Raw genomic sequence first — 17,801 nt, forward strand, 5'->3', positions numbered from 1 at the left:
TGTCGTAAAGCTGCGTGATGAAAAAACAGGCAAATTTGGCAGATTGTTGCTACGCCGCGGCAGTCTGCTGAAGCAAGTTCCGTGATGCCGTATAATTTTAGACCGCCAGCAACTCCCGGCGCGCTCGTCCACGACCACAGAAAGTAACAAATGAATAACAACGTGTCCCGCCCTGTCATGTCCAAGACCGATGCCCAATTGCGCGAGATCCTTGCGCGCCGCATCATGATCCTCGACGGCGCGATGGGCACCATCATCCAGCAGTACAAGCTGGACGAAACCGCATACCGCGGCGGCCCCAACGGCCGATTCATCGATTTCGCCGCCCCGGTCGATTCCGGCGCGCGCGAGCTGTTCGTCAAGGGTAACAACGAGCTGCTGACGCTGACCCAGCCACACGTGATCCAGGAGATCCACGAGCGCTACCTGGCCGGCGGCGCCGACCTGATCGAGACCAACACCTTCGGCGCCACCACCATCGCCCAGGACGACTATCACATGGGCCACCTGGCCTACGAGATGAACGTGCAAGCGGCCAAGCTGGCGCGCGCCGCCTGCGACAAGTACAGCAGCGCCGACAAGCCGCGCTTCGTCGCCGGCGCGCTCGGACCGACGCCAAAAACCGCATCGATCTCGCCGGACGTCAACGACCCGGCCGCCCGCAACATCACCTTCGACCAGCTGGTCGACGCCTACCACCAGCAGACCAAGGGCCTGATCAAAGGCGGCGTCGACGTGCTGCTGGTCGAAACCATCTTCGACACGCTGAACTGCAAGGCCGCGCTGTTCGCGATCGACAAATTCTACGAAGAGAATCCCGGCGTGCCGCGCCTGCCGCTGATGATCTCCGGCACCGTGACCGACGCCTCCGGCCGCATCCTGTCCGGCCAGACCGTGCCGGCCTTCTGGAACTCGGTGCGCCACGCCAAGCCGCTGACCATCGGCCTCAACTGCGCGCTGGGCGCGGCGCTGATGCGCCCTTACGCCGAAGAGCTGTCGCAGATCGCCGACACCTTTGTCTGCATCTATCCGAACGCCGGCCTGCCCAACCCGATGAGCGACACCGGCTTCGACGAGCTGCCGGCCGACACCTCGGCGCTGCTGAAGGAATTCGCCGAGGCGGGCTTCATCAACATCGCCGGCGGCTGCTGCGGCACCACGCCGGACCACATCAAGGCCATCGGCGAGATCCTCGCCAAGGTCACGCCGCGCGCCGTGCCGCATGTGCCGGTGGCGCAGCGCCTGTCGGGCCTGGAGCCGTTCACCATCGACGACGACTCGCTGTTCGTCAACGTCGGCGAGCGCACCAACGTCACCGGCTCCAAGGCCTTCGCGCGCATGATCCTCAACGAGCAGTACGACGAGGCGCTCAGCGTGGCCCGCCAGCAGGTGGAAAACGGCGCCCAGGTCATCGACATCAACATGGACGAGGCGATGCTGGATTCGCTGGCAGCCATGACGCGCTTCCTGAACCTGATCGCCTCGGAACCGGACATCTCGCGCGTGCCCATCATGATCGACTCGTCGAAATGGTCGGTGATCGAGGCGGGCCTGAAGTGCGTGCAGGGCAAGTCCATCGTCAACTCGATCTCGATGAAGGAAGGCGAGGAAGAATTCATCCGCCAGGCCAAGCTGTGCCGCAGCTACGGCGCCGCCGTCATCGTCATGGCCTTCGACGAAAAAGGCCAGGCCGACACCTTCGAGCGCAAGACCGAAATCTGCGAGCGCGCCTACAAGCTGCTGGTGAACACCGTCGGCTTCCCGCCGGAAGACATCATCTTCGACCCGAACATCTTCGCCATCGCCACCGGCATCGAAGAGCACAACAACTACGCGGTGGACTTCATCAACGCCACCCGCTGGATCAAGGACAACCTGCCGCACGCGAAGATCTCGGGCGGCGTGTCCAACGTCTCGTTCTCCTTCCGCGGCAACGACCCGGCGCGCGAGGCGATCCACACCGTGTTCCTGTACCACGCCATCAAGGCCGGCATGACCATGGGCATCGTCAACGCCGGCATGGTGGGCGTGTATGACGACCTGCCGGCCGAGCTGCGCGAACGCGTCGAGGACGTGGTACTGAACCGCCGCGACGACGCCACCGAACGCATGATCGACATCGCCGGCACCTTGAAGGCCGGCGCCGGCAAGCAGGATGCGCAGAACCTGGAATGGCGCAACGCCCCGGTCGAGAAGCGCCTGGCGCACGCGCTGGTGCACGGCATCACCCAGTTCATCACCGATGACACCGAAGAGATGCGCCAGCAGGTGCTGGCCGCCAACGGCCGTCCTATCCACGTGATCGAAGGCCCGCTGATGGACGGCATGAACATCGTCGGCGACCTGTTCGGTCAGGGCAAGATGTTCCTGCCGCAGGTGGTCAAGTCGGCGCGCGTGATGAAGCAGGCCGTGGCCCATCTGATCCCGTACATCGAGGAAGAGAAGAAGGCCGAGGAAGCGCGCACCGGCATCGTCGCCAAGCCGAAGGGCAAGATCGTCATCGCCACCGTCAAGGGCGACGTGCACGACATCGGCAAGAACATCGTCTCGGTGGTCCTGCAGTGTAATAACTTCGAAGTGGTGAACATGGGCGTGATGGTGCCCTGCTCCGAGATCCTGGCGCGCGCCAAGCTGGAAAACGCCGACATCATCGGCCTGTCCGGCCTGATCACGCCGTCGTTGGAAGAGATGGCCCACGTGGCCAAGGAAATGCAGCGCGACGAGCACTTCCGCATGATGAAGATCCCGCTGCTGATCGGCGGCGCCACCACCAGCCGCGCCCACACCGCCGTCAAGATCGCCCACAACTACGAGGGCCCGGTGGTGTACGTGCCGGATGCTTCGCGCTCGGTGTCGGTGGCACAGTCGCTGCTGACGCCCGAAAGCCGCCAGCAGTACATCGACGAGATCGAGCAGGATTATGTGCGCATCCGCGAGCAGCACGCCAACAAGAAGGCGCTGCCGATGCTGTCGCTGAAGGACGCGCGCGCCAACAAGATGGTGGTGCCGTTCACCGGCGCGGCCGCGCCGGTCAAGCCGAAGTTCATCGGCCGCCGCGAGTTCAAGAACGTCGACCTGGCCACCATCGCCAGGTACATCGACTGGGGCCCGTTCTTCCAGACCTGGGACCTGGCCGGCCCCTTCCCCGCCATCCTGACCGATGAAGTGGTCGGCGAAGCGGCGACCAAGGTGTACGCCGAAGGCCAGGCGCTGCTGAAGAAGCTGATCGACGGCCGCTGGCTGACCGCCAACGGCGTCATCTCCCTGCTGCCGGCCAACACGGTCAACGACGACGATATCGAGATCTACACCGACGACAACCGCGGCACCGTGGACTTCACCTACTACGGCCTGCGCCAGCAAGGCGTCAAGCCGGTGGTGGACGGCGTGCAGCGCCCGAACCAGTGCCTGGCCGATTTCATCGCGCCGAAAGAGTCGGGCATCAAGGATTACATCGGCATGTTCGCCGTCACCGCCGGCCTGGGCATCGAGAAGTACGAGCAGCGCTTTGAAGATGCGCACGACGACTACTCGTCGATCATGCTGAAGTCACTGGCCGACCGCCTGGCCGAAGCCTTCGCCGAATACCTGCACGAGCGCGTGCGGACCGACCTGTGGGGCTATGCCACCGGCGAGTCGCTGAGCAACGACGACATGATCGCCGAGAAGTATGTCGGCATCCGTCCGGCGCCGGGCTATCCGGCCTGCCCGGAGCACACCGTCAAGCGCGAGATGTTCAACACCATGCAGGCCGAAGACATCGGCATGGTGCTGACGGAATCGTTTGCGATGTATCCCGGTGCGGCGGTGTCGGGCTTCTACTTCGCGCACCCGGAATCGAAGTACTTCGTGGTCGGGAAAATCGGCGAGGACCAGCTGAACGACATGGCCGCGCGCCGTCAGGTGGACAAGGCCGACATGGAGCGCTGGCTGGCCCCTAACCTGTCCTGATTCAACGCGGCGCTGGCGCCGCTCGCTGCCGGCTGCGCCAACAGCGCGGAGTCCGGCGGCAGGCTGGCCTGGAACAGCTTGTAGGCCTCGGCCGTCAGCGCCACAAAGGCGTTCTGATGCGCCAGCAACTGGCCCGTCATCCATTCCCAGCCCTCGTCGGTTTCATACAGCCAGACCATGCCGTCCGGGAAGGCATCCGGTATCGCGTCGATCGGCGCCTGCACGGCGATGTGGCTTTGCGGCCCCCACAGGAAATCCGGCGGCAGCGCGCGTTGCCAGCCATGGCCGTTCTTTTCAGCGTAGATGTGATTGTGACGAAAGGTCAGGTCGACCACTTCCCGCTCGGCGATCAGATCGTCGGCAGATTCGATCCAGCAGTGATAAGCGCCGCCACTGGGATTGGCGAAGGCGTCGTTGTCCATCATGCGCATCAACTCGCCACCGCCGCAATCGACCGCGGCCAGGCCCGCCACCGGCCGGTACACCCGGCCCAGCACGATGCTGATCAGGTTGGAACCGACGATGGCGTACACATGGCACAGCGAACAATATTGTTCAGGATAATACTGGCGGACCACCTGATTCACGCAGTGCGCGATCAGGGCCCTGACGGATTGCGCCATTCAAAAGCTCACGAAACGATTTGTATCCTTATGTATCGGATTGTTTCTAGGAAACTTTAATAAAATTCACTACTTCTGGTCACGCAGAAACCTCCCGCTCCTATCGCGCCATGCGGCGGCGCGACCATTCATCCGCCACATCGCCCATGTTCTTCGCGGCTCCGCTGCGCACCCAGGCCATCAGTTCACGGTCGAACTTGAAGTCCGGTCCGCACTGGTCGGTAAGAAAGCGCCGCACGTTTTGCGTGTTCCTGTAGTCGGAATCAATTTCGGTCGCCCGCGAAATTTCTCCACCATGCCAATCGAATTTCATCTTCCAGTCCTCACTTCTGATCGCGCAGGAATTTCCAGCCTGCGAGTCCGCCGAACACGGCGGCAAAGCCCAGTTGCACCGCGATCGGCGCCAGCACGCCGTCCAGCCCCAGGCCGCGCCACGTGACGGCGTCGAAACCGTCGACCGCCCAGCGCGTCGGCACCACCAGCGTGAGCCGCTGCATCCACTCCGGGAAGATGAAGGACGGCACCCAGGCGCCGCCCAGCATCACCATGATCAGCGTGGCGAAGGTGGCGATGCCGCGCGCCGCTTCCGGCGTCTTGCCGAAGGCGGCGATCAGCAGGCCGAAGGCCGCGGTCATCAGCGCGAAGCTGGCCGCCATGCCGAGGAAGCCGATCGGGCTACTGATCTGCACCTTGAAGATCAGCATGGCGCAAACAAACATCGCGCACATCAGGCCCATGGCGATGATGGCGCCGGAAATGGCGCGGCCCGTCAGCACCGTGGCCAGCGATACCGGTGCCGCCAGCAGGCGGTTCCAGATGCCCATGCGGCGCGCCAGCAAGATGCCGATGCCCATGTCAATGCCCATGAACAGGATGAACTGCACGCCCATGCCGGCAAACGAGTGCGCATAGCCGTTGTACTTGGGACCGCTGCTGAGCGCCTGGTCCTGCGTCGTGTAAGGCATGCTCATGCCGGCCGGCGCATCGGCCGGCGCCGGCTTGCCGCTGGCCTTGGCGGCGGCTTCCTTCTCGGCGTCGGCGGCCACGCGCTGGTCCTGGTACTTCTTCAGGCTGGTGAGGAACACGCTCAGCTGCGCCGTCTCGGGATCCTTGGCGGCCCTGTCGCGCAACTCGGCCAGCTGGCGTTCCGTGGTCTTGTTGCCCTTGGGGCTCATGGCCGCGGCGCTGGTCACCTGCATCACCTGCTGCGTCAGCAAGCCCTTCACCATGGCCAGCATGGTCGATTGCGACGGGTCGTAATAGACCGGCAATTGCGGCTTGTTCTGGCCGCTGAACAGCGCGTCTGCCGCGCTGTCGCCGAAGCCGGCCGGGATCACCACTGCCACCGACAGCTTGCCGGCGCGGACCTTGGCCTGCGCCTCGGCGTCGCTCAGTTCGATGATCTTGAGCGAGCTGTCGGCTTGCAGGCCGGCGGCGATTTTCTTGCCGCTGTCAGACTGGTCCTGCAGCACCAGGCCGACTTCGATCTTGCTGGTCTTGGCTTCCGAGCCGCCGCCGAACAGCGAACCGAAGAAGGCCGCCAGCACCACCGGCATCAGCAGGTGCAGCATCAGCGCGCGCTTGTCGTTGAGATAGAGGATCAGGTCCTTGCGAACCAGGGCGATCAAAGCAATCATAGTGTTCCTATCAGTCGCGCAGGCTGCGGCCGGTCAGGTTGAGGAAGATGTTTTCCAGCGAAGTCTTGGCGGTGGCGAAGTGCAGCAGCGGCGTGCCCTGCTGCACCAGCCAGGCCAACACGGCCGGCGCGTGGGCGGCGTCGGCCAGGCCGATGTCGAGCGCGTTGCCCTCGCCCTGCACGCCGGTGACGCCAGGCTGGGCCTGCACGCCGGACAGCAGCGCGGCCGACGGCGCGGCGGCCAGCTCGGCGCGCAAGGCGGCCTGCGCCGGCAGGCGCCGGTACAGCGCGGCCGGGGTTTCGTCGGCCAGCACCTTGCCGTGGTCGATGATGACGATGTGGTCCGCCAGGCGCTCGACTTCCTCCATGTAGTGGCTGGTGTAGATCAGCGAGCGGCCTTGCGCCTTCAGCGTTTCCAGCGTGTCGAAGATGGCGTTGCGGCTTTGCGGATCGACGCCGACGGTGGGCTCGTCGAGGATCAGCAGCTGCGGATCGTGCAGCAGCGCGGCGGCGATGTTGAGGCGGCGCTTCATGCCGCCGGAATAGGTCGAGGGCTGGTCGTTGGCGCGGTCGGCCAGGTTGACCAGCGCCAGCGCCTGCTCGCAGCGCTGCTTCAACAGCGCGCCCTTGAGGCCGTACAGCGCGCCGAACAGCTTGAGGTTTTCCAGCGACGACAAATCGTCATACAGCGCCAGGTCCTGCGGCACGAAGCCGATCTTGCGCTTGGCCTCGCTGGAGCCTTGGCCGATGGGTGCGCCATCCATGACGATGCCGCCGCTGTCGGCGCTGAGCAGGCCGCAGATCATGCCGACGGTGGTGGACTTGCCGGCGCCGTTGGGGCCGATCAGGCCGACCGTCTGGCCCTGCTGCACCTGGAACGACACGCCATCGACCGCCTTGCGCGCGCCGTAGGATTTGGAAACCTGATTCACGCTGAGTAAAACCGATGCCATAAGCCATCCCACCATGTGTTTTCGATAAGCGGCAAGCATAGCGGGGTGATGCTTGAATGGCAAGACAATAGCGACAGGCGTGAACTTTTGCGTTGTTGCGCGGCCTAAGAATGAACGCCGCCATCCGGCGGCAGGTGTTGACTAGTAACCAGGGAGGCAGATATGGCAAACAATCTGGCAAACAATCCATCCGCCAAACGCTGGCAGGATCAGGTGATCCTGCTGCTGGGGCTGTGGTTCTTCATCTCACCATGGGTGTTCGCTTATCCGATACCGTCGATCCAGGCATGGACCGCGTTCATCTCCGGCGCGGTGGTGGCGCTGCTGGCGGCGTTCGATCTGTACAAGACCTACTTCTGGGCCGTGGTGCTCAATCTGCTGGTGGGGATATGGGTGGCGGTTTCGCCGTGGGTGCTGAAAATCGCCGACAACCGCGAGCTGATGTGGAACTCGGTGGTGGTCGGCGTCGCCGTGGCGGTATTGGCGTTGTGGGAGATGCGCACCGATCCCGAGCTGCACAAGCACTGGCCGGGCGCGGGCCACGCAACGTGACGTGACCCGGCGTGGTGCGTTACAGCGCGTAGCGCACCACGTTGTCGCTCCATTCGAAGGCGGCCATTTCCAGTTCCACCAGTTCGTCGGTGGACATGGCGAGGTCGCGCAGCGTCGGCACGATGTGGTCGTCCATTTCTTCGATGCGTTCGATGCATTCGGCCAGCTTGAGCAGGTCGCCGAAGAAGCCGCCCCGGTACAGCAAGGCTTCCGACACTTCCTCGTTGACCGGGATCTGCGCCAGGATCTCGGCCATCGGGATGCCGAACAGCGTGTCCATCAGCGACATGATGCCGACCGTGAAAGCGATGTCGGCGGCCTGCCGCTGGCTGGGACGCAGCTTGCCGGCCAACAGTTCCAGCAGGCGGCCGCGGGTGGTCGCCAGCATCAGCAGCGGCGTCATGCTATGGCCGCGCTTGCTCGGCTCGGCGTACAGCATGATTTGCAGCCAGCGCTGTAGCTGGCGGCGGCCCAGTATCGTCACCGCCTGGCTCAGCGAATCGATGCGCTGGCGGGCGCCGACGGCTGGCGTGTTCACCAGGCGCAGCAGGTTCAGCGCCAGCGACACGTCGCGCTTGATGGCGCGCTCGATTTCCAGGTTGTCCGCTTCCGAGGTGACCAGGGTCATCAGCTCCATCACCGCCAGCTGCGACGGCGACAGCTTCTTGCCGCTCATGATGACCGGCTTGGCGAAATAATAGCCCTGGAAGTAATCGAAGCCCAGGTCCAGGCAATTCTTGAATTCCTCGCGGGTCTCGACCTTTTCCGCCACCAGCTTTTTCTTGTCCTGGTGGAAGCGCGGGGCCAGCTTCGCCAGCGTGGACAGCGGAATATTGCGCATGTCCATCTTGACGTATTCGGTCAGCGGCAGCAGCGCGGCCACGTTGGGGCTGTCGCCGGTGACGTCATCCAGCGCGAAGCTGAAGCCGTGGCCGGCCAGTTCCGTCATGCGCGCCAGCACCTGCGGCGTCAACGGCATGGATGCGGCCACTTCCAGCACCACTTTTTCGCGCGGCAGGAAGGAAAAGATGTCGGTCATCAGCACATCGGCATCCACATTGACGAAGCCCAGGGCGTCGCCGATGGTTTTTTCCATGCCCAGCTGCGAGGCATGGGCGATCACGGCCGCCGTGGCCGACAATTCACTGGTGATATGTGCCGGGCCGACCGGAGCGTTGCGGAAAAGCAACTCGTAGCCGAACAGCGTCTGGTTGCGGTCCAGGATAGGCTGGCGGCCCAGATAGAATTCGCGCACGCGCAGGCTTCGGGCGCCGGTATCGTGTAGGGAGAGATCGATCATCGCTTCTATCAGTCAAAACATGGGGCTAATATTTCGCCGTACTAATATTTTGACAGTAATACTTGCCCCTGTCGCGGATAATTTGGCTCGGTCCTAGGCCTGAGGAACCCCGTCGATGAACAGTTTCAATTCGCCGGCAGCGAACGCCGTCCATTGTTCATTGGTCGTCAACGGCTGGGTGACGATGATGGCGACGCGGTCGTTGGGGGTGGTCACTTGCGAGAAATCCACGCTGACATCCTCATCCGACAGCTTGGCGGTGTCGAACGGATATTGGCGCACCAGGTAGTACAGATTGGTCGAGCAATGGGCAAACAGCTCGCCGCCGGACGACAGCAGCATGTTGAAGGTGCCGTAGCCGGCGATTTCGCGCGTCATGTCGGCCAGCGCGGCGCGCAGTTCTGCCAGCGGCGGGCGCTGTTCGCCGAAGCGGGCGCGCAAGTGCTGCAGGATGTAGCAGAACGCCTGTTCGCTGTCGGTGTTGCCGACCGGGCGGTAGGCGCCGTTGAGCACCGGCGCGAACTCCTTCAGGTCGCCGTTGTGGGCGAACACCCAGTACTGGCCCCACAGCTCGCGCACGAAGGGATGGCAATTCTCCAGCGCCACCTGGCCCTGCGTGGCCTTGCGGATGTGGGCGATGACGTTGGTGGACTTGATCGGGTAGCGCTTGATCAGCTCGGCGATCGGCGAGGCGATCGCGGCCTGGTGGTCGACGAAGTGGCGCACGCCGGCGCCTTCGAAAAAGGCGATGCCCCAGCCATCATGGTGGGTATCGGTCTGGCCGCCGCGCATGGCGAAGCCGGTAAAGCTGAACACAATGTCGGTCGGGACATTGCAGTTCATTCCTAGAAGTTGGCACATGGTCTGGTTCTCTGTTGTTACAGCAGAACCATACCATGCGCCGCCCGCTTTTCTTAGTGCAGCAGCACCGGATGGCTCATCAGCTCATCATAACTGCCCAAAAATTCATCGATTTCCGCCATCGTCGGTTCGCCGGCGATCAGTTCATTGACGTCGCGGCGGAAATTCTGCGCCAGGATGCCGTTGATAAAGATCTCGCGCTTGCCGCCTTTGTCGACTATCTCATAGCCGCCGAAACGCAGCGCATCCAGGGTACGGTCCGCGCCAAATTCGACAACACTGTATTGCTCGCTGTTATAGATGAGGTTCATGTTGCTTCCTTTCACAAGGGGCGTAACACTTATCGGTTGCGCCTTCAGTACCGAAATGGGGCTGAAAGCGGACGATTCAAGGCCAAATCAAGGCCGATCAGCGGGCGGGGCTTAGGCCGCGATGTCGGATTGCAAATCCAGCAATTCACCGTAGGGCGTCTCGGACAGCCAGGAACGCAGCAGTTCGAGGTGCTCGGCGGATGCCAGGCTGATGTAGAGCCGCGCGGGTGGACGGCGCAACACCCGATTCAATGTTACTCGCAAAATGAGATTGCCGCTGCAATGAAGACAGCCTGGGGCAATACGCAACACTTGCGGTACGGAATCTATTGACGGGGGAGTAACGGCGGGGTCGAAGGCCAGTGCCGAACTTCCGTCCGACAGGCCTTCCAGGATGACGACGCTGGGCACACCGGTTTCCAGGTGTGCGGCGATGGCAGCTTCGCGCTCGCGGGCGCGGGAGCCAATGACCAGCCAGGTCGGCACCGGCGCCCGCTTGGGGGCTGCACCGGTGGACATGGGTCCGGTCACGGGCTCAGGCGCCCTTTTTTGCGAGTTTGCCCGGCTCCACACCCAATTGCTTGAGTTTGCGGTACAAGTGGGTGCGTTCCAGCCCGGTCTTCTCGGCCACGCGCGTCATGCTGCCGCCTTCGCGGCCCAGGTGGTGTTCGAAGTACATGCGCTCGAAGGCGTCGCGCGCCTCGCGCAGCGGCAGGTCGAACGACAGGTTGAACATGTGGTTGTCCGCGCCGGCCACAGTGGCGCCGCCGCGCACGGAGATCGCCGCCGCCGGGTTGGGCTGGTTGAAGCCGGCGTTTTGCGCCTCCTCGACCTGGGCCGCCGCGATCGGACGCGGCGCCAGCGCCGGCGCGCGCACCGTTTCCTGCGCGCGGGTCAGGCCTTGCTGGACCGCTTTCAGCAGTTTTTGCAGGGCGATCGGCTTTTCCAGGAAGTTCAGCGCGCCGATGCGGGTCGCCTCGACCGCCGTATCGATGGTCGCGTGACCCGACATCATGATCACCGGCATGGTCAGCAAACCGTCGCGCTGCCACTCCTTGAGCAAGGTCACGCCATCGGTATCCGGCATCCAGATATCGAGCAGCACCAGGTCGGGCGCGCCGCCGGCCCGCGCCTCGCGCGCCTGCTGGGCGTTTTCCGCCAATTGTATTGCGTGTCCCTCGTCGCTCAAGATTTCCGAGAGCAACTCGCGGATACCCATTTCATCGTCCACTACCAGAATGTTTGCCATCTTCCCTTGCCTTCCTCATTTCGCCAGCTCATGGCCAACAATGATTTTTTTAATCAGTGCTACTTAGGTATTTTGCGTCGCCGGTGCTAACTTTAACAGCAAAATCAATACCGACGCGCCACTTCTATCGACATGGTTCTGGATATCGATCCGGCCCCCATGTTCATCGATAATTTTTTTCACCATCGCCAGCCCCAGGCCGGTGCCCTTGGCCTTCGAGGTGACATACGGTTCGAACGCCCGCGCCAGGATTTTCGGCGCGAATCCCGGCCCGTTGTCGGAGATCGCCAGCCGCACCGCCGTGCGCGTGGTGCCGTCCGCGCCCTGATAATGAATGGCTTCGCTGATCACGTCAATGTGCGCTTGCGGCGCGCCCTCCGGCCGCTCGGCCATCGCGTCCTGGGAATTCTGCAGCAGGTTGTGGATGACCTGACGCAGCTGGGTCTGGTCGCCCATCACCATCGGCAGGCCGGGCGCCAGTTGCGGGTGGATGATGTCGTCGCCTTCGCCGCGCAGGTACAGGTGCAGGATCTCCTCCACCAGCGCATTCAGGTCGAGCGGCTCCAGCACGGCCGGCGGCGTCCGCGCATAATCGCGGAAATCGTCGACCATGCGCTTCATCGCCGCCACCTGGTTGACGATGGTGGCGGTGCCCTTGTTGAGCAGTTCATTGTCGGCTGCCGACAGCTTGCCTTCCAGTTTCATCTGCAGGCGTTCGGCCGACAGCTGGATCGGCGTCAGCGGATTCTTGATCTCGTGCGCCAAACGGCGCGCCACCTCGCCCCAGGCGATCGAACGCTGCGCCGAGATGACGTCGGAAATATCGTCGAACACCACCAGGTAGCCGCTGCCGCCGCTTTCGACCGGCAGGCGCGAGCCGCGCGTGAGCAGGGTCTGGTCGTTGTCGTCCAGGCTGGCGGAGCGGCGCGGCACCTCGATCTGGCGCTGCCAGTGCATCCGCTGCAGGTTGCGCCCGGCCGCCGACTGCGCGCTCTGCGCCGCGAACGCGGCCACGATAGCGCCGCCGAATTCCTGCAAGCCTTCGATCTCGTCGAGCTTCTGGCCGATCATCGTCACGCCGGCCTGCTGCAGGATGCGCTCGACCGAGTCGTTGCAGCTGATCAGGTGGAATTCATGGTCCAGCACCATCACCCCGGCCGACATATTGGCCAGCACCGATTCCAGGTGGGCCTTGGCGTTTTGCAGCGCCGAGCGGTTGCGCTCGACGGCGCTGCGGGCGTCCGACAGCTGGCGTGTCATGGTGTTGAACGATTGCGTCAGCGTGCCCAGCTCGTCCGAGGTGGCGACGATAGGCCGCGGCGACAAATCGCCCTCGGCCACCGCGCGCGTGCCCTCGGCCAACAGCAGCAGCGGCTGGGCCAGGTCGCTGGCGATCAGGAAGGCGCTGGCGATGGCGCCGAACACCGCCAGCAGCAAGGTCAAGGTCAAGGTCACGATGTACATCTTGCGCAGGCCGACCCGGGCCACGAAGCGTTCCTTGTAGTCCGAATAGGCGCTGCGGATGGTCTCGCCGTCGGCGGCCAGCTGCGCCGGCGCCAGCTGGATCAGTTGCAGGTAGCGCGGCGCCAGGTGGGTGCCGTTGTCCTGCACTCGGTCCGGGATCGCCATCACCACCCGCAGCCGCAGCTGGCTGGTGCTGTCGACGGTGGTGACGGGGGCGTTGATCAGGTTGCTGCGCAGCTCGCTGCCGCCCTCGGGCGCGCCGTAGCTATCGCTCTCCTTGGCCTTGGCCATCATTTCGCGGGTCGGCAGGTCGGCGCTGAGGTTGCCGCTGCGGTTGGCGCGGGCGCTGATGATCAGGCCGCCTTCGGCATCGACGATGATGGCGTTCTGCATGCCCGCCTGGCCCTTGACCAGGCCGGCCAGCGCCGCGCGCTCGGTGCCGTATGGCTGTTCGGCCAGCTGCTGCACGGTCTTGTTGGCGGTGGCCGTCAAGTCCTTGAGCGCCGCGTCCAGGCCGGCGCGGCTGAGGTTGATGCCGGACTCCAGCGCCTCCTCGACCGGCACGTTGAACCACGACTCGATCGAATGGGAGACGAACTGCACCGACACCAGGAAGATCACCAGCCCCGGCAGCACGCCGATGGCGGCGAACAACAGCACCAGCCGCGTCATCAGCTTGGAGCCGAACTTGCCGCTCTTGTAGCGGCCGTACAGGCGGAACAGCGACACGGCCACCAGCAGCAGCAGCGCACCGGCCACTGCCGCGTTCAGGCCCAGCAGCCAGGCGTAATAGCGGTCGAAGAAGCCTGAGTTGTCGGAAGCGGAAGCGAGCAGGAACAGCAGGATACTGATGATGGCGCCGCCGACGACGGAAAAATACCGCAGGGCAGTGCTCACTTACTCCGCCTTGTACTGGAAGATTTTCTTGTCGGACGCCAGGCGCCATTCCGCGCTGTTGAGGGCAGTGACCTTGAGCGGCTTGGAGACGTAGTTCGGATCCAGGCCCATGCTCAGCTTGACGTTGTAGGTCTTGCCGACCTCCAGCGCGCCGCGCGGCGCCACCACCCAGCGGTTGGGGCTGCGGATCAGGAACAGCGCGTCGTCCAGTGTCGAAAAGGTCTGGCGCACATTGCCGTCGATGGTCACATGGTACTGGCGCGTCAGCACGTTGTAGTACAGGCTGATGGTCTGGCGCTTGACGATGGCCTTCTCGTCGAACCAGTACCAGCGCGGACGGGTGAACTCGATTTCGGTGGTGAAGTACAGGGTCACGCCGTATTGCAGCGTGTCCTCCATGTCGTGGGTCAGCTCGAAGCTGTACTTGGCGTTGAGGCGGTAACCCTCGTCGCTGGCTTCGATCTGCCAGCGACGGATATCCACGCCGTCGGCGGCGCCGGCCGTCTGCGGCAGCAGGCAGGCCATTATCAGCAGCAGTGGTCCGATCAGGAGGCGAAAAAATCGTGATGTCACGTGGGGGCCGGTGTTCAAAAGGTCCGTCGTTGGCGTATGGGCAATTATGCGGGCAACTAAGCAGGCAAAACGGCTACGCATTTTTCTGGAACAGCGCGTAGAACAAACCATCGTGATCCTGCCCTGCGCCACCGGCGGGGAGCAACTGGCCGGGCGCATCCAACCGCACAGCCTGGTTGCGCACTGCAAAAGCGGCTGCCTGGGCTTCGGATTCCTGCGGCCACAAGGAACATGTCACGAATAGCAATTTACCACCCGGCGCCAGCATCTGCCAAAGGTTGTCGAGGATTTTGGACGAAAGTGTTGCAAGTTGGAGGGTGTCGCCCTTGCGGCGCAGCCAGCGGATATCCGGGTGGCGGCGCACGATGCCCGACGCCGTGCACGGCACGTCGGCCAGGATGCGGTCAAACGGCTTGCCGTCCCACCAGCCGGCGCTCTGGGCGTCGGCGGCGCGCAGCGTGGCCTGCTGGCCGAGCCGCTCCAGGTTCTCGCCGACCCGCGCCAGGCGCTTGGCGTCGGCGTCCAGCGCCGTCACGCTGGCGTCGGCCAGTTCCAGGATGTGGCAGGTCTTGCCGCCGGGCGCGGCGCAGGCGTCCAGCACGCGCATGCCGTCCTGCACGTCCAGCAGCGGCGCGGCCAGCTGGGCGCCGGCGTCCTGCACCGACACCAGGCCGTCGCTGAAGCCGGGGATCAGGGTCACGCCGACCGGCTTGGCCAGGCGCACCGCGTATGGGCCGATCTGGGTGGCCGCCATGCCGGCCGCTTCCAGCGTGGCCAGGTATGCGGTCATCGAGGTCTTGCGGGCGTTGATGCGCAAAGTGAGTGGCGGCGCGGTGTTGCCGGTCGCCAGCACGCCCTGCCAGTCCTGCGGCCAGGCGGCCTTGGCGGCGTCGATCCACCATTGCGGGTAGTTCCACTTGGCCACCGGTTGCAGCAACGCGGTCTCCAGCAGCGCCTTGCGCTCGCGCAGGAAGCGGCGCAGCACGGCGTTGACCATGCCCTTGGCGCGCGCGGTGTCCGGATGGGCGTCGGCCGCCGTCACGGTCTGGTCGACCACGGTGAATTCTTCGTAGGGCTGGACTTCGTCCGGCGCCGTCATCAGCGCCAGCGCGCAGGCCAGCAGGGCCGCCACCAGCGGCTCCGGCGCCTTCGGCGCCATCAGGCCGATCAGGCTCTCGCTCTGGCCCAGTTGGCGCATGCAGCGGTAGGCGATGTCCTGCATCGCGCCGCGCGCCTGCGGGCTGGCGTCGCCCCTGGCCCAGACCTGGGCCAGCGCCTGCGGCAGGTTGGTGCCGGTGCGGACCTGGGCCACCGCCTGCGCCGCGCCGATCAGGCTGTAAGCCAGCGAATCGGGTTTGAGGCCGGTCTGGAAGCTGGTTTGCAGCGCCGGTTTCAGCTCGCGCGCATGGCTGGCGCGCAGCTTGGGCGCTGCCGCCTTGGCGGGGGACTTCAGGGAGAGCGTCGGGCGCTGCTTGTTCATATGCTAATTCCAGGTATTGCCGGCGGGCGTGATCGCGCAGTATACAGCAGTGCATATGACAAGGCGATGAAGCTGATTGTAACGCTTGTAACGTTCGCGTCCGCCTGCGATGACCCGGCTGCGGCAAACCAGTATAATTACCGCTGTTTGGCCGGTGCCAGAGTGCCGGCCGTTTTCGCTTTCGGATGTATTCACACACGCGGTTCAGCCGCCATTTTGCTCATGCTCGCCCAACAAAAACAAGATATCACCGCCCTGTTCCAGGCCGCCCTCGCACCTATCCTGGCTGGAACCGAAGTTTCTGCCAACGTCGTGCTGGAGCGACCGCGCGACCCGTCGCACGGTGACGTGGCCTGCAACATCGCCATGCAACTGGCCAAGCAGCTCAAAATGAACCCGCGTGAGCTGGCCACCAAAGTGGTCGATGCGCTGCTGGCCAATCCGGCCGGCAAAGGCCTGGTCGAATCGGCGGACATCGCCGGCCCAGGCTTCATCAACCTGCGCGTGAGCGCCGCCGCCAAGCAGGCCGTGGTCAAGGCCGTGCTGGCGCAGGGCGCCTCGTTCGGCGCAGCCACCGCCGGCGCCGGCAAGAAAGTCATCATCGAATTCGTCTCCGCCAACCCGACCGGCCCGCTGCACGTGGGCCACGGCCGCCAGGCGGCGCTGGGCGACGCGCTGTCGTCGCTGTTCGGCTCCCAGGGCTACGACGTGACCCGCGAGTTCTATTACAACGACGCCGGCGTGCAGATCCAGACCCTGGCCAACTCGGTGCAGGCGCGCCTGCGCGGCTACAAGCCGGGCGACGCCCAGTGGCCTGAATCGGCCTACAACGGCGACTACATCGCCGACATCGCCGCCGACTTCCTGCTGAAGAAAACCGTGTCGGCCTCGGACGGCACGCCGGCCACCGCCTCGGGCGACATCGAAGACATCGAATCGATCCGCCACTTCGCCGTGACCTACCTGCGCAACGAGCAGGACATCGACCTGCAAGCCTTCGGCGTCAAGTTCGACAACTACTACCTCGAATCGTCGCTGTACGCCGACGGCAAGGTGGATGCGGCGGTCGACATGCTCAACAAGTCCGGCAAGACCTACGAAGAAGAAGGCGCGCTGTGGCTGCGCACCGAAGACTACGGCGACGACAAGAACCGCGTGATGCGCAAAAAGGACGGCACCTACACCTACTTCGTGCCGGACGTGGCCTACCACATCGTCAAGTTCCAGCGCGGTTTCACCCAGGCGATCAACGTCCAGGGTTCGGACCACCACGGCACCATCGCCCGCGTGCGCGCCGGCCTGCAGGCGGTCAACGTCGGCGTCCCGCAAGGCTTCCCGGACTACGTGCTGCACAAGATGGTCACCGTGATGAAGGGCGGCGAAGAGGTCAAGATCTCCAAGCGCGCCGGCTCCTACGTGACCGTGCGCGACCTGATCGAATGGTCGGGCGGCGGTGACATCGAAAAAGGCCGCGACGCGGTGCGCTTCTTCCTCATCTCGCGCAAGGCCGACACCGAATTCGTGTTCGACGTCGACGTCGCGCTGAAAACCTCGGACGAGAATCCGGTGTATTACGTGCAGTACGCCCACGCGCGCATCTGCCGCATGCTGGAACAGTGGACCGGCAACGAAGCCGACCTGGCCAACGTCGACCTGTCGCCGCTGACCGCGCCGACCGAAGCGACGCTGCTGGCGACCCTGGCCGCCTACCCGGAAACGCTGGCGCGCGCGCAAGCGGAACTGGGCCCGCACCAGATCGCGTTCTACCTGCGCGACCTGGCCGCCAATCTGCACAGCTTCTACTTCGCCGAGCGCGTGCTGGTCGACGACGAGGCACTGAAGGCGGCCCGTATCGCGCTGATGGTGGCCACCCGCCAGGTGCTGCGCAACGGCCTGGCGCTGATCGGCGTCTCCGCTCCCAACAAAATGTAATTGCGAAGGACATCCCGCA

15 protein-coding genes are annotated in these 17,801 nt (G+C 64.2%); 3 read left to right on the plus strand and 12 right to left on the minus strand.

The features are described from left to right. The first annotated feature begins 177 nt into the window (after nt 1–177). Nucleotides 178–3,951, plus strand: coding sequence for a methionine synthase (gene metH / locus D0T21_RS25410; protein WP_116992278.1), 3,774 nt, complete (start codon nt 178–180; stop codon nt 3,949–3,951). Here the strand turns inward: metH and D0T21_RS25415 are convergent. The 4 genes from D0T21_RS25415 to D0T21_RS25430 all read right to left on the minus strand — a co-directional run bounded on the left by D0T21_RS25415 (nt 3,900) and on the right by D0T21_RS25430 (nt 7,163). Beyond that, nucleotides 3,900–4,574, minus strand: a complete 675-nt coding sequence (locus D0T21_RS25415; protein WP_116992277.1) for a hypothetical protein — start codon at nt 4,572–4,574, stop codon at nt 3,900–3,902. The two genes, metH and D0T21_RS25415, sit on opposite strands and share 52 nt — an antisense overlap. Before the next feature lie 100 nt (nt 4,575–4,674). Beyond that, complete coding sequence (locus D0T21_RS25420; protein ID WP_116992276.1) at nt 4,675–4,887, minus strand: DUF6434 domain-containing protein; 213 nt, start codon at nt 4,885–4,887, stop codon at nt 4,675–4,677. Between the two features lie 10 nt (nt 4,888–4,897). After that, nucleotides 4,898–6,211, minus strand: coding sequence for an ABC transporter permease (locus D0T21_RS25425; protein ID WP_116992275.1), 1,314 nt, complete (start codon nt 6,209–6,211; stop codon nt 4,898–4,900). A gap of 10 nt (nt 6,212–6,221) precedes the next feature. Beyond that, complete coding sequence (locus D0T21_RS25430) at nt 6,222–7,163, minus strand: ABC transporter ATP-binding protein (protein WP_116992274.1); 942 nt, start codon at nt 7,161–7,163, stop codon at nt 6,222–6,224. Between the two features lie 162 nt (nt 7,164–7,325). Here D0T21_RS25430 and D0T21_RS25435 point away from each other — a divergent pair, with 162 nt between their 5' ends. Next, entirely contained in the window at nt 7,326–7,715 is a 390-nt protein-coding gene (locus tag D0T21_RS25435; protein ID WP_116992273.1) for an SPW repeat protein, read from the plus strand. A 19-nt stretch (nt 7,716–7,734) separates the two neighbouring features. Here the strand turns inward: D0T21_RS25435 and D0T21_RS25440 are convergent, their stop codons facing one another. From D0T21_RS25440 to rsmB, 8 genes are all read right to left on the minus strand, one after another. Beyond that, nucleotides 7,735–9,015, minus strand: a complete 1,281-nt coding sequence (locus D0T21_RS25440; protein WP_116992272.1) for an EAL and HDOD domain-containing protein — start codon at nt 9,013–9,015, stop codon at nt 7,735–7,737. A 93-nt stretch (nt 9,016–9,108) separates the two neighbouring features. Further along, nucleotides 9,109–9,876, minus strand: a complete 768-nt coding sequence (locus D0T21_RS25445; RefSeq protein WP_116992271.1) for a class II glutamine amidotransferase — start codon at nt 9,874–9,876, stop codon at nt 9,109–9,111. Nucleotides 9,877–9,929: 53 nt separating this feature from the next. After that, nucleotides 9,930–10,187 (minus strand): DUF3567 domain-containing protein, encoded by a 258-nt coding sequence (locus D0T21_RS25450; RefSeq protein WP_020704859.1) that lies wholly within the window; start codon nt 10,185–10,187, stop codon nt 9,930–9,932. A 111-nt stretch (nt 10,188–10,298) separates the two neighbouring features. Next, nucleotides 10,299–10,706 (minus strand): GTPase, encoded by a 408-nt coding sequence (locus D0T21_RS25455; RefSeq protein ID WP_229211636.1) that lies wholly within the window; start codon nt 10,704–10,706, stop codon nt 10,299–10,301. A 16-nt stretch (nt 10,707–10,722) separates the two neighbouring features. Beyond that, nucleotides 10,723–11,436 carry a response regulator gene (locus D0T21_RS25460; protein WP_116992269.1) on the minus strand — a complete coding sequence of 238 codons (714 nt, stop codon included), beginning with the start codon at nt 11,434–11,436 and terminating at the stop codon, nt 10,723–10,725. A gap of 63 nt (nt 11,437–11,499) precedes the next feature. Then, nucleotides 11,500–13,797 (minus strand): ATP-binding protein, encoded by a 2,298-nt coding sequence (locus D0T21_RS25465; RefSeq protein WP_116992268.1) that lies wholly within the window; start codon nt 13,795–13,797, stop codon nt 11,500–11,502. Continuing rightward, the gene (locus tag D0T21_RS25470; protein WP_199538564.1) at nt 13,798–14,451 is read right to left on the minus strand and encodes a DUF4390 domain-containing protein; all 654 of its coding nucleotides are present in this window, start codon (nt 14,449–14,451) and stop codon (nt 13,798–13,800) included. It abuts the gene before it with no gap. Continuing rightward, the gene (rsmB, locus tag D0T21_RS25475) at nt 14,444–15,850 is read right to left on the minus strand and encodes a 16S rRNA (cytosine(967)-C(5))-methyltransferase RsmB (RefSeq protein WP_116992266.1); all 1,407 of its coding nucleotides are present in this window, start codon (nt 15,848–15,850) and stop codon (nt 14,444–14,446) included. The genes D0T21_RS25470 and rsmB overlap by 8 nt, the downstream gene beginning before the upstream one ends. Before the next feature lie 222 nt (nt 15,851–16,072). Between rsmB and argS the strand changes: the two genes are divergently transcribed. After that, nucleotides 16,073–17,782, plus strand: a complete 1,710-nt coding sequence (gene argS, locus D0T21_RS25480; RefSeq protein WP_116992265.1) for an arginine--tRNA ligase — start codon at nt 16,073–16,075, stop codon at nt 17,780–17,782. The last annotated feature ends 19 nt before the right edge of the window (nt 17,783–17,801 follow it).

The sequence above is a fragment of the Duganella sp. BJB476 genome, assembly GCF_003416895.1.
GTDB lineage: Bacteria > Pseudomonadota > Gammaproteobacteria > Burkholderiales > Burkholderiaceae_D > Rugamonas.

Coding starts and splice junctions, on each gene's coding strand:
- metH (WP_116992278.1), top strand. CDS start 178: ATGTCCAAGACCGATGCCCAATTGCGCGAGATCCTTGCGCGCCGCATC.
- D0T21_RS25415 (WP_116992277.1), bottom strand. CDS start 4,574: ATGGCGCAATCCGTCAGGGCCCTGATCGCGCACTGCGTGAATCAGGTG.
- D0T21_RS25420 (WP_116992276.1), bottom strand. CDS start 4,887: ATGAAATTCGATTGGCATGGTGGAGAAATTTCGCGGGCGACCGAAATT.
- D0T21_RS25425 (WP_116992275.1), bottom strand. CDS start 6,211: ATGATTGCTTTGATCGCCCTGGTTCGCAAGGACCTGATCCTCTATCTC.
- D0T21_RS25430 (WP_116992274.1), bottom strand. CDS start 7,163: ATGGCATCGGTTTTACTCAGCGTGAATCAGGTTTCCAAATCCTACGGC.
- D0T21_RS25435 (WP_116992273.1), top strand. CDS start 7,326: ATGGCAAACAATCTGGCAAACAATCCATCCGCCAAACGCTGGCAGGAT.
- D0T21_RS25440 (WP_116992272.1), bottom strand. CDS start 9,015: ATGATCGATCTCTCCCTACACGATACCGGCGCCCGAAGCCTGCGCGTG.
- D0T21_RS25445 (WP_116992271.1), bottom strand. CDS start 9,876: ATGTGCCAACTTCTAGGAATGAACTGCAATGTCCCGACCGACATTGTG.
- D0T21_RS25450 (WP_020704859.1), bottom strand. CDS start 10,187: ATGAACCTCATCTATAACAGCGAGCAATACAGTGTTGTCGAATTTGGC.
- D0T21_RS25455 (WP_229211636.1), bottom strand. CDS start 10,706: ATGTCCACCGGTGCAGCCCCCAAGCGGGCGCCGGTGCCGACCTGGCTG.
- D0T21_RS25460 (WP_116992269.1), bottom strand. CDS start 11,436: ATGGCAAACATTCTGGTAGTGGACGATGAAATGGGTATCCGCGAGTTG.
- D0T21_RS25470 (WP_199538564.1), bottom strand. CDS start 14,451: ATGCGTAGCCGTTTTGCCTGCTTAGTTGCCCGCATAATTGCCCATACG.
- rsmB (WP_116992266.1), bottom strand. CDS start 15,850: ATGAACAAGCAGCGCCCGACGCTCTCCCTGAAGTCCCCCGCCAAGGCG.
- argS (WP_116992265.1), top strand. CDS start 16,073: ATGCTCGCCCAACAAAAACAAGATATCACCGCCCTGTTCCAGGCCGCC.